Genomic DNA, 12,613 nt, shown 5'->3' with positions numbered 1-12,613 from the left:
GTTTACTATGTGCATTATTACCCGTCATTATTACAATGTTGCATGAATGTGATGCAAAGAGGCTACTATGAGTATAGAAATTGGGGAAACTAATTCTGGTTATGAACCCATTGATTTTGTCTTATTTGGCACCCTAGGTGACTTAGCAAGACGCAAGCTACTTCCTTCTCTTTATCAACTTGAAAAAGCCAATCTATTAAACGCGGGCACCAACATTGTCGGTGTGGCGCGGCAAGATATGCCCCAGGTGGACTACGCTGCTGAAGTGAAAAAAAATATCATTAAATTTTTAGGTGAAACTTTTTGCGAAGAAACATGGCAACGATTTGAACAGCGTTTAGATTATGTCCAAATTGATATGAAGCAACCTGAAGACTATAAACAACTCTGTGAGCACGTTGATGCATCCCGCACAATGGTTTGCTACTTCGCAACACCTCCTTCTATTTACGGTGATATTTGCCAAGGAATGAACGCGGCAAATGTTATTGACCCGAGTGTTAGAGTCGTTTTAGAAAAGCCTATCGGTCATGACTTAGTCTCATCTAAATTAATTAACGAGCAAGTTGCAGAGTTTTTTAATGAAAAACAAATTTATCGTATTGACCATTATCTTGGTAAAGAAACCGTTCTGAATTTGATAGCACTGCGCTTTGCAAACAGTATTTTTGCAACGAACTGGGATCACAATTGTATTGATCACGTTCAAATAAGCGTTGCTGAATCCGTGGGTATTGAAGGCCGTTGGGGTTATTTCGATGACGCAGGTCAAATGCGAGACATGGTGCAAAACCATCTATTGCAAATTTTGTCCTTAGTCGCAATGGAACCACCGACTACCTTAGATGCTGACAGTATTCGAGATGAAAAGCTAAAAGTGCTCAAAGCCTTGCGCCCAATAAATTCATCAAATGTGGGTGTTAAAACAGTGAGAGGGCAATACATCACTGGCTTTGTGCGCGGTGAGGAAGTGCCTGGATATTTAGAAGAGCCGGATGCTAATGAAAAAAGCAAGACCGAGACTTTTGTAGCAATTAAGGCAGAAATCGACAACTGGCGCTGGGCAGGCGTTCCTTTTTACTTAAGAACCGGAAAGCGCTTACCCAACAAAACCAGTGAAGTCGTCATCTATTTTAAGCGTCAACCGCATAATTTGTTTGGTGATAGCTTTACTACGTTACCGCAAAATAAGTTAGTTATTCGTTTGCAACCGGACGAAGGCGTTGAAATTACGGTAATGAATAAAATACCAGGATTAACTAGTACTGGTTCGATGGATTTGCAGAAATCTAAACTAAACTTGAGTTTTTCTGAAGCATTTGAGGCACAGCGTATACCAGATGCATATGAAAAACTGCTCTTAGAAGTGATGATTGGAAACCAAGCGTTATTTGTTAGACGCGATGAAATAGAGCAAGCGTGGACATGGGTTGACTCAATTAAAGCCGCATGGGATTCAAGCAATGAGCCACCGGAAAGCTATCAAGCAGGCACATGGGGACCGGTGTCCGCTATTGCACTGTTAGCGAGAGAAGACCGTTCTTGGTATGAAACAAAAATTAAGCGCAGCAAATAGGACCATAGTATGAGTTTACACACAACTACGTTTAGCTCTGCTAGCGAACTAGCGACTGTTTTTAGTCAACGTATAGCAGATATATTGAAGCAAGCAATTAGTGAACGCGGTAAAGCGAGTTTAGTGGTAAGTGGAGGAAGTACACCCTTACCCCTGTTTAAAGCGCTATCCATTCGCTCCATCGATTGGTCCAAGGTCACAATAACACTAGCGGATGAGCGTTGGGTCGCTAACACAGATGCTGCGAGTAATGAAAAACTAGTCAGGGAAAACTTGCTGCAAGATAAAGCATCTAAGGCGAATTTTGTTCCACTGAAAACAGTACATGAAAATGCTGAGGATGCAGTTCAGCAATTAACGGCAACGTTTAACAAAGTAGGCTTGCCATTTGATGTTGTTATTTTAGGCATGGGCGAAGATGGTCACACGGCTTCGTTGTTTCCATGTTCTGCGCAAATTGAAGCGGGACTTGACGTTAATTCTCCAGCAATGCTGATAGCAACACAACCGACGACTGCGCCACATCAACGCATGTCGTTTACATTACGCGCACTCGTAAGCAGTGCGAACGTATTCTTACACTTAACTGGCCAGAAAAAACGAGACGTTCTACAAGATGCACTCGAGAACTATACTGACCTAGAGAAACCGATTAAAGCTGTCTGTGATAAGACCAACGTCGAATTGATGTGGGCACCTTAGGAGAAAGACATGAACCCGATGATTCAAGAAGTAACTCAACGTATTATTGAAAGAAGTAAACAAACACGCCAAGCTTATTTAACTAAAATAGAGAAAGCACGTAAGCAGGGTCCTTTGAGAGGCGCGCTGTCCTGTGGCAACTTAGCGCATGGTTTTGCGGCATGTAATACAGATGACAAATCTGACTTGCGCAGTATGACCAAAGCCAACGTTGCAATTATTTCGTCTTACAACGATATGCTGTCTGCACATCAGCCTTATGAAAATTATCCTCAAAAAATCAAACAGGCGATTAATGAAGTAGGGAGCGTTGCGCAATTTGCGGGCGGTGTGCCTGCTATGTGTGATGGTGTTACTCAAGGAAATCCAGGCATGGAATTGAGCCTGATGAGTCGCGATAATATAGCGATGGGAGCTGCAATCGCGCTTTCACACAACATGTTCGATGCCACTATTATGATGGGTATTTGTGACAAAATAGTTCCCGGTTTGTTATTGGGTGGTTTAAGTTTTGGGCATTTGCCCACGGTATTCGTCCCAGCAGGACCAATGCCATCTGGTCTGCCAAATAAAGAAAAGGCGCGGGTTCGTCAAGCCTACGCCGAAGGTAAAGTGGGTCGCGATGAGCTGCTTGAGGCTGAGTCTCAGTCGTATCATTCTGCGGGTACGTGCACTTTTTATGGTACTGCTAACAGTAATCAATTAGTCGTTGAAGTGATGGGTCTGCATTTGCCGGGAGCTTCTTTTGTTAACCCGGGAACGCCTCTGCGTGAGGCGTTGACGAAAGCGGCTTCTGTACAGGCAACGCGCTTGACCGATTTGGGTGAAAACTATATGCCAATTGGTCATATTGTTGATGCTAAATCAATGGTCAATGGTATCGTTGCTTTACTCGCTACAGGTGGCTCTACTAATCATACTATGCACTTAGTTGCCGTCGCTCGTGCGGCTGGACTGATCATCAATTGGGATGATTTTTCTGACTTATCGAAAGCAACACCGCTATTAACTCGAATTTATCCAAACGGTTCGGCCGACATTAATCACTTTACTGCGGCTGGCGGCACGGGCTTATTGTTCAAACAATTGCTGGACGCAGGTTTACTACACAATGATGTAAATACAATTTGTGGCAGAGGGTTAGAGCAATATACAAAAGAACCTGTGTTACGGGATGGCGAACTTTTGTGGGTTGATTGTCCAAAAGAATCACTGGATAAAACAGTCTTAGCGACAGTGTCTGAACCATTCAAACCAGATGGTGGCCTCTCTGTATTGGAAGGGAACATCGGTCGTGCAGTAATGAAAACATCCGCATTACGCGAGCCTAGTTGTCATATTAAAGCACCGGCTGTTGTTTTTGAAGACCAATACGCATTAGATAAAGCATTCAATGATGGTGATTTAAACAAGGATTGTGTTGTTGTTGTGCGCTTCCAAGGGCCCGCAGCAATTGGAATGCCGGAATTACATCGCTTAACGCCACCATTGGGGGTCTTGCAAGACAAGGGTTATAAAGTCGCGTTAGTAACTGATGGTCGAATGTCAGGAGCATCGGGTAAGGTACCTGCGGCTATCCATCTGACGCCAGAAGCTTATAAGGGCGGTTTGATCGCAAAAGTAAAAAATGGCGATATTATTGAGTTAAACACATCAACAGGTGAATTTATTTTACACGTTGACGAGGCAGAATTAGCATCACGTGAACTCGCAAAAGCAGATTTGCGAGATAGCCACGTCGGTATGGGACGAGAGATGTTTGCTGGAATGAGAGCATCACTTACCGGTGCAGAAGAAGGTGCGTGCTCGTTGTTCTTTGAGCAAGAGCAAGCGCTATGAGTCAGATGTTTGTAGCCGACGTAGGTGGTACAAACATACGCTTGGCATTGGTAGAAAATGGCAGCTTGATGCACATTACGAAGTATTTGTGTAAACAGTTTGACACTATTACTGACGCAATTACACATTTTGCGCGCGAAGCCAATGTCGATAACTTTGAGTACGGTTGCATTGCGATTGCGTGTCCGGTAAATGACGACTTAGTGAAAATGACAAATCATACTTGGGCATTTTCCAAAACAGCTTTAAAAAAGGAGCTGAATTTAGCTCGCCTTTTAGTCATTAATGATTTTTCGGCAGTTGCGTATTCGTTGCCTACCTTAACAAAAGAGCAGGTGATACAAGTTGGTTCAGGCGTACCTTTAGAAAAAGGGAATATTGCCGTTTTCGGTCCTGGCACAGGTTTAGGCGTGGAGCATTTAACTTGGACTAGCGGCGGTTGGCAAACTCTTGATGGCGAGGGTGGGCATGTTGATTTTGCGCCAAATGATGAAAATGACCTCATCGTTTGGCGGTATATTAAAGCAAAATTAGGTCGCGTTCCTGCTGAAGAGCTACTGTCTGGAAGAGGTCTTGTTAATATTTATCAGGCCCTGGCTAGGCATGATGGTATCGAAACCGTGTTTGATGACCCTGCTGATATCACCAAGCATGCACTAGCGAATACTGATCCGACATGCGTGAACGCTGTTCAGCTGTTTTGTCGTGTCATGGGGAGTTTTGCCGGTAATTTAGCGTTGAATCTTTGCACCACTGGAGGCGTTTTCATCGGTGGGGGCATTGCGTCTCGCTTGGGCGAATTTTTTGTTAACAGTGACTTTCGTTCAAAATTTGAAGATAAAGGCAACTTTGCTGGGTATGTTAAAAATATACCGACTTATTTAATTAATGAGCCTGATCACGGACTACTCGGCGCATTAGCTTATTTACTACAACAAACCAAAGAGAAACATTGATGATGAATAACTGGATCTTTTCCTCAGAAGAAATTTTTAATCAAGGACCCGTTGTTCCTGTTCTCGTGATTGAAAATGTTGAAGACGCTGTGCCTATTGCAAAAGCACTGATAGCAGGTGGTATCAATGTATTGGAAGTGACACTGCGCACAGAAGCTGCGATGGATGTCATCCGTGTTATCGCCAAAGAGTTGCCTGAAGCTTATATTGGCGCTGGCACAGTCACTAATCGTGAACAACTGAAAGCGGTGACGGAAGCCGGAGCAAAATTTGCAATCAGTCCTGGTTTAACTGCTGATTTATTGCAGGCAGGTAAAGAAGGGACTATCCCTCTGATCCCAGGTATTTCAAATATTTCAGATTTAATGACAGCAAAGGATGCAGGATACGACCATCTGAAGTTTTTCCCTGCTGAAGCAGCCGGCGGCGTGAATGCATTGAAATCAATTGGTGGGCCTTTCCCTGATATTTCATTTTGCCCAACAGGTGGCATCAGTCCAAGCAACTACAAAGAGTATTTGGCACTTCCCAATGTCAAATGCTGCGGTGGTTCCTGGCTAGCGCCAGCGGATGTGATTGAAAATAAACAATGGTCAAAAATTACCGAGCTTGCAAAGCAAGCGGTAAAGGTTTAATTGCTTGCGCAGGTTATTACGCAATCAACAACACAATAGTTGGCGTAATAGCTTGTTAAATAGACTGAAATAGTAAAAGATAAATGGACTTCGGCGTGCGTCGAAGTCCGCATTTTTTATTTACTTTAAAGCAGGTAAATGGAATGAAGCTAATCCAGTATGACTAACTAATAATTTGCACTAGCTCATGCTCTGCGTTAGCCGCGAGATCGATGCCTTGGGTAACGGCAGCTTCTATACAAAGCATATTGAGATAGCCAGTATCCTGCATATCAGCCATCGCTTCACTCTTTTCTTGCCATGGGTTCCAAACTACAACAGAGTCGTGCCCGCGTTGCTCTATAGCAATGTTATCGTTATTCGAATTAACCGTTATTAATTCAAATTTATGATTATCGCTTTGTAAATGTATTCTGTCTGTCTCACCAGTAAACAAGTAGGGTTTACTCTGTTTGAAAATAGCGTTGCCTCTGGTTTTATCTAAATACTCGCCTTCAATTCCTAATATTTCGGTCTGATGGATATCATTTACATTGAAATAGCTGTGCAACGCTGCCGTTATCCTTACAGAACGCTTACCTGCATTTTTAGTGATGAGTTTGATACTGCACTTTTCTGAGAAAGTAAATTCAACAAAAACTGAGATTTTATTAGAAAAGCCGAACATGCCCAGTTGATTTGGGCTTAGCATAATAACGGTTTCGTCTTGGGTTTCTGTTATCGCATGGACATGCCAGTCTTGATTTCGGACAAAGCCATGAGCAGGAAGTTGCTCATTAACTTCGTTTTTAGGATGAATATTCGAAAACCATGGCCAGCAAATAGGCACTCCGCCTCGTATGGGTTTGCTCTTGTTCATGACAGCATTTGGGCTTAACCATAGTCTTTCTCTGCCATCAGAGTTTGGTATAAAACTAAGTAGGTGAGCCCCAAAAAGCGCTATTTCAGCGTTACAATGTTGAGTTTTAATGGTAAGTGTTGTTATCTGCTCTCTATAGCTCGCTGACACCGAGCTATAGTCCGCATTCATAAATGTGTACATAGTGTTTCCTGATTGAGCGAAAAATAAAAAAGACGGCAATTGCCGTCTTCTTTTACTTTTTTTGTTACTCATGCTTTTGAGCTTAGTTAACGACTTTTAGTCTATTAAAGCTTAACAATCATCTTTTTGAAACAATTTATTGGGCAATGAATTACTTTGAAATATGTGCAACTAAGTCCAATACGCGGTTTGAGTAGCCAACCTCGTTATCATACCAAGAAACAACCTTTGCAAACGTATCTGTTAATGAAATTCCCGCGGTTGCATCAAAAACACTAGAGAGGGTTTCACCGATAAAATCTTGCGATACTACGGCGTCCTCAGTATAGCCAAGTATTCCTTTTAGCGAGCCTTCAGAAGCCGCTTTCATCACTTCACAAATTTTCTCGTAGCTGGCTGGTTTAGATAGGTTAACGGTTAAATCAACAACTGAAACGTTAGCGGTAGGGACTCTGAATGCCATACCCGTTAGCTTACCGTTTAGTGCTGGTATTACTTTGCCTACGGCCTTTGCAGCGCCTGTCGACGATGGAATGATGTTTTGCGAGGCGCCACGGCCGCCGCGCCAATCTTTCATTGAAGGGCCGTCGACCGTCTTTTGCGTCGCCGTTGTTGCATGGACAGTCGTCATCAAACCATCTTTAATGCCAAACTCATCATTTAGCACTTTTGCGATAGGGGCTAGGCAATTAGTTGTGCATGAAGCGTTCGACACAATTGTTTGTCCTGCATAGTCTGCGTGATTAACGCCCATTACAAACATAGGGGTATCATCTTTTGATGGCGCAGACAGTACGACTTTTTTCGCGCCGGCGGTAATGTGTTTTTCGGCTGTTTCTTTGGTTAAGAATAAGCCGGTTGCTTCAACAACAACATCGACATCAACAGCGTCCCACGCTAGATTTTCTGGCGTTCGTTCGGCCGTCACCCTAATTTTCTTGCCGTTCACAATCAAGTGTCCGTCTTGTACTTCCACCGTTCCATCGAATCTGCCGTGTGTGGAGTCGTACTTAAATAGATAAGCGATGTAGTCTATATCCAAAAGATCGTTTATTGCTACAACGTTAATATCTTCGCGGGTTGCTGCTGCGCGTAATACCAAGCGTCCAATCCTACCGAAACCATTTATACCGACATTAATAGCCATGAGAAACCTCTGTTAAAATAAAATTCATTATTTGAAATAAAATTACATAAATTATGGATCAAATACGTAAATATTGCAAAGTTATAATATTAATTGTAGTTTAATTACAGTATTTTTAGCGTAAACTACGAATGCAAACGTATTCAATATCCTATTCTTCTGATTTGTTGAATAATGGCGTGTTAACAACATTTCGTTAACAACTGTGTTGCATAAGCGTGGTATAAAAAACGTGTTGCTAAAAAGCCAACAACTTTCTTCGGTGCATTTACAAATTGAGACCAAAGGAGATTAGGATAAATAAAATGAGCGAAATAATTGAAGATTTAGTGGTATCCAGAGGGATCGAATCGGCATTCGTTGATGCATGGGGAAAGCCTGCAACCGTAATGGATGATACCAAAATAAAGTTGCTCAGAGCCATGGGATATAAAGTTGATGATGCAAATGCGCTTGAACAACAAGTTGAAGATGGTTTAGCCCATCAGTGGATGACAGCACTTAATCCTGTTCAGGTAATAAAGCACGATGAAGCGTTTATATTTCCCTTGCGCCTGTCCATTGAAATGGCCGCTCAAAAATTAACGCTCACTGTGCAGTTTGAAAATGGCGACTTAGAAACACGAGAGGTAGAAGCGGTTGATCATCAATTGATCAATGTTGTGGAAATTGAAGATGAAGAGTTTCACGAGTATGCCATAACACTAGATATTCAGTTACCCATGGGTTACCACACATTAAGTGTGCAAATAGGTGATATTGAACTTGCGTCTTCGTCGATTATAAAAGTGCCGCAGCGTTGCTTTATTCCTGCAGAGATCCAACAAGGTAAGAAAATATGGGGTTTAAGTATACAACTTTATTGTGTGCGCAGTCGTCGCAATTGGGGTATTGGCGATTTTACAGATTTACAATTACTAATTAAACAAGCTGCCTTGCAGGGTGCGGACTTTGTTGGCTTGAATCCGATCCATGAATTATATCCAGCTAACCCAGATGTTTGCAGCCCTTATGGGCCCAGTTCTCGAAGATGGTTGAATTATCTATATATCGACGTCGAACAGGTGCCAGAATTTGATAATCGCGCCGTAAAGACATGGTTCGAGGGCAATGATGTTGCACAAAAGTTAGCAACATTGCGCGCTGTCGATTACGTGGATTACGAAGGCGTAGCGGCAATTAAATTAGCTGCGTTGAATGAAGTGTTTACTCAATATAAAATGAAATATCTGGGTAAAAATACAAAACAGAATAAAGCATTTAAAGCGTTTATTGCTCACGGCGGTGAAAGTCTGCAAACGCTCGCCGTGTTTGAAGCACTGCAAGAAAGTTTAAAGTCTGAAGGAAAGGAATGTTGGGGATGGCCGGTTTTTCCTGATGAATATCAAGCCTACAACATGCCAAGTGTGGCTAAGTTTTCAAAGCAGTATAAAGATAGAGTTAATTTTTATTTGTTTTTACAATGGCAAGCATCCCTGCAATTTGAGGCAGCAAGCAAAACGGCCAGTGAAGCAGGAATGTTGATTGGTTTGTATCGAGATCTTGCTGTAGGTGTTAGCGAGGGTAGTGCAGAAATATGGGGGAATAAAGACCTTTATTGTATCGATGCCAGCGTAGGTGCACCGCCTGATATATTGGGGCCGCTCGGTCAGAATTGGGGGCTTCCGCCAATGGATCCGATAAAGCTTTATGAACAAGCTTATAAGCCTATTATTGATTTATTTGCCTCTAATATGCACGCCTCTGGCGCCCTAAGGATCGACCACGTGATGGCGCTCTTGCGTTTATGGTGGGTATACCGTGGCGATCACGCAAGTAAAGGGGGTTATGTTTGTTATCCTGTAGAGGACTTGTTAGGCATATTAGCCTTGGAAAGTCAGCGCAATGAGAGCTTAGTAATAGGCGAAGACTTAGGTACTGTGCCAGAAGAAATTCGTTCGAAGCTGGCCGATAATGGTATGTACTCCTATCGCGTTTTCTTTTTTGAACAGGCTGAAGACGGCGGTTTCTTTGCACCTGAACATTATCCTGAGCAGTCTATGGCGACATTAACAACGCATGATATGCCCACGTTGAGCGGCTATTGGCATTGCGACGATCTAGCACTTGGTCGAGACGTAGGGTTGTATCCAGATGCTGAAGTATTAGCTGCACTTTATGATACGAGGCACGAGAATAAGCAACATATTCTAAATACATTGCATGGACATCATTCAATTTCTGCTGATATAAGTAAAAATGTTAGCGATGTTGGCATGACAACGGAACTCAACTATGGAATGCAAACCCATATGGCAAGTGGTTCTAGTGCTCTGTTGAGCTTACAGCTAGAAGATTGGTTGCAGATGGACAAGCCGGTAAACATCCCTGGGACGTTTAAAGAATATCCGAACTGGAAGCGAAAATTGTCGCGCAATTTAGAAGATATTTTTGAGGATGATGCTATTGTAAGCCTTGCAAAAAATTTAACGAGCCGCAGGTCGGACGCTAGTAAAACATAACTTTTGATGGAGTGAGCATGGCGAATTATTCAGAACTAACGCATGGTAATTGTGCGCAACCCTTTAGTCTATTGGGGCCCAAGCACGTAAAAACAAAAACCAGCGTAACGCTTTGGATACCTGATGCTAAGAACGTAACGCTATACAGCAGGAAAAAGAATAATCGCCTCAAACAGGAAAAAAAGCTTACGCAGTTAAGCTTAAATTCTGACGGTATGTTTGTTGGTGAGTTCAAAACACCAAAGGAAGATGACTTTATATATGAAGTTCTCGCAGAATATGAGTCAGGCGAACATCGTTTCGTTGACCCTTATCAGTTTCAATCCGAAGCTTATCATGCAGTCCATTTTGTTGATCATCAGCCTGAAAATTTGTATCAGCAAATTGGTGCTCAGCTAATTGAGTCAAAAGGTGTTACTGGTGTTCGTTTTGCTGTCTTTGCGCCTGATGCTTCAGCTGTATCGCTGATAGGTGATTTCAATATTTGGAATCGCTCGTCGCACCCAATGCAAAAAACTGATTTGGGTTACTGGGTACTTTTTGTGCCCGGTTTGAAAGCGGGGGAGCAATACAAATACGCCATCAAAGATGCCACTGGTCATCAACTTTCAGATAAAGCCGATCCTTTGGGCTTTCATCATCATCAGTATCCTTCACATAGTTCTGTCATCTACGACCAAGACGCTTATGAATGGCAAGATAAGAGTTGGCTAACTCGAAAGAACATCAATCACTATAAAACACCCATGAGTATTTACGAGGTACACCTTGGTTCTTGGCGTAAGCCTGGAAACACAGAACAGCGCTATTTAAGCTATAGAGAGCTTGCTAAAGAACTGGTCGATTATGTAACAGATATGGGCTATACGCACATCGAGGTAATGCCTGTATCTGAATTTCCATTTGATGGTTCTTGGGGTTATCAGCCCGTGGGTCTATTTGCACCGACTAGCCGATTCGGCGACCCCGACAGTTTTAAGTTTTTTGTTGATACCTGCCATCAGAATAACATTGGCGTTATTGTCGATTGGGTGCCTGCGCATTTCCCTGAAGATGGCCACGGCTTAGCGCGCTTTGATGGCTCTCATCTGTATGAGTATGCTGATCCACGCAAAGGATGGCATCCTGACTGGAATTCATGTATTTATGATTTTGGTAAACAAACCGTTCGCCAATTTTTAGTCGCAAACGCTTTATTCTGGTTTGACAAATATCACGTTGACGGTATTCGAGTCGACGCTGTCGCATCCATGCTGTATTTAGATTACTCACGTAACGATGGTGAATGGATACCTAACGTCGATGGCGGTAATCACAACTATGAAGCCATTAGTTTGCTGCAATGGATGAACACAGAGGTTTATACGAAATATCCATGGGCAATGACGATTGCTGAAGAGTCTACTTCATTTGCGGGTGTTTCAAAACCAGTGAGCTCAGGTGGTCTTGGCTTTGGCTTTAAGTGGAATATGGGGTGGATGCACGATTCGCTGCATTACATTGCGAAAGACCCAGCGTATCGACGTTTTCATCATTCTGAGCTTACCTTTAGCATGGTTTATGCTTTTGATGAAAACTTTGTGCTGCCTATCTCACATGACGAAGTGGTGCATGGCAAGGGGTCAATGCTGCAAAAGATGCCAGGAGATACTTGGCAACAGGCTGCTAATTTACGCGCTTTTTATGGTTTTATGTTCGCTCACCCGGGCAAAAAACTACAGTTTATGGGCAATGAATTTGCTCAGGATCGAGAGTGGAATCACGATATTTCTCTTGACTGGCATTTGTTAGAACAACCGAAACATTTAGGCATTAGTAAGTTATACAAAACCTTGAATGAAGTGTATCGAACCACATCAGCACTATTTGAGCGAGATCACGATCCCGCTGGCTTCCGCTGGATAGACCATAATAACGCAGAGCAATCAGTAGTATCGCTTCTGCGACGCAATGCGAATGATACTGAAAACGTTGTTGCAGTGGCTAATTTTACGCCTATTCCTAGAGATACCTTTCGCATCGGCGTAGAGCAAAAAGGATATTATTCTCTTATTTTGAACACTGACGATGCGGAATTTGGTGGCAGCGGCTATGTTGCGCTCACTGGAGCGATGGTTTCTAGTGAAAATAAACCTTGGAATGATTGCCCTTATTCTGTTGTGGTGAATTTGCCGCCCTTGAGTGTGCTTATGTTGAAGTGGAATAAATCCTAATT

At 42.7% G+C, this 12,613-nt stretch carries 9 protein-coding genes; 7 read left to right on the top strand and 2 right to left on the bottom strand.

Annotated elements, in window-relative coordinates; genetic code table 11:
- Positions 1-67: 67 nt before the first annotated feature.
- From zwf to GNIT_RS10035, 5 genes are read left to right on the top strand one after another with little or no spacing between them, the layout of a single operon-like run.
- Entirely contained in the window at positions 68-1,576 is a 1,509-nt protein-coding gene (gene zwf / locus GNIT_RS10055) for a glucose-6-phosphate dehydrogenase (protein WP_014109093.1), read from the top strand.
- A 9-nt stretch (positions 1,577-1,585) separates the two neighbouring features.
- A complete protein-coding gene (gene pgl, locus GNIT_RS10050) occupies positions 1,586-2,278 on the top strand; it encodes a 6-phosphogluconolactonase (RefSeq protein ID WP_014109092.1) in 693 nt (230 codons plus the stop codon).
- 9 nt (positions 2,279-2,287) lie between these two features.
- A complete protein-coding gene (edd, locus tag GNIT_RS10045; RefSeq protein WP_014109091.1) occupies positions 2,288-4,117 on the top strand; it encodes a phosphogluconate dehydratase in 1,830 nt (609 codons plus the stop codon).
- Entirely contained in the window at positions 4,114-5,073 is a 960-nt protein-coding gene (glk, locus tag GNIT_RS10040; protein ID WP_014109090.1) for a glucokinase, read from the top strand. Before edd ends, glk begins: the two co-directional genes overlap by 4 nt.
- Positions 5,073-5,708, top strand: a complete 636-nt coding sequence (locus GNIT_RS10035) for a bifunctional 4-hydroxy-2-oxoglutarate aldolase/2-dehydro-3-deoxy-phosphogluconate aldolase (protein ID WP_014109089.1) — start codon at positions 5,073-5,075, stop codon at positions 5,706-5,708. Before glk ends, GNIT_RS10035 begins: the two co-directional genes overlap by 1 nt.
- 163 nt (positions 5,709-5,871) lie before the next feature.
- Here GNIT_RS10035 and GNIT_RS10030 read toward each other — a convergent pair whose 3' ends face one another.
- A complete protein-coding gene (locus GNIT_RS10030; protein WP_014109088.1) occupies positions 5,872-6,750 on the bottom strand; it encodes a D-hexose-6-phosphate mutarotase in 879 nt (292 codons plus the stop codon).
- 151 nt (positions 6,751-6,901) lie between these two features.
- Complete coding sequence (gap, locus tag GNIT_RS10025; protein WP_014109087.1) at positions 6,902-7,897, bottom strand: type I glyceraldehyde-3-phosphate dehydrogenase; 996 nt, start codon at positions 7,895-7,897, stop codon at positions 6,902-6,904.
- Positions 7,898-8,202: 305 nt separating this feature from the next.
- Here gap and malQ point away from each other — a divergent pair, with 305 nt between their 5' ends.
- Both malQ and glgB read left to right on the top strand, forming a co-directional pair.
- Entirely contained in the window at positions 8,203-10,398 is a 2,196-nt protein-coding gene (gene malQ / locus GNIT_RS10020) for a 4-alpha-glucanotransferase (RefSeq protein ID WP_014109086.1), read from the top strand.
- 17 nt (positions 10,399-10,415) lie between these two features.
- The gene (gene glgB, locus GNIT_RS10015) at positions 10,416-12,611 is read left to right on the top strand and encodes a 1,4-alpha-glucan branching protein GlgB (RefSeq protein WP_014109085.1); all 2,196 of its coding nucleotides are present in this window, start codon (positions 10,416-10,418) and stop codon (positions 12,609-12,611) included.
- The last annotated feature ends 2 nt before the right edge of the window (positions 12,612-12,613 follow it).

This window comes from Glaciecola nitratireducens FR1064, assembly GCF_000226565.1.
GTDB lineage: Bacteria > Pseudomonadota > Gammaproteobacteria > Enterobacterales > Alteromonadaceae > Glaciecola > Glaciecola nitratireducens.
The sequence above is the reverse complement of the archived record's forward strand: the minus strand, read 5'-3'. Positions and strand labels throughout refer to the sequence as shown.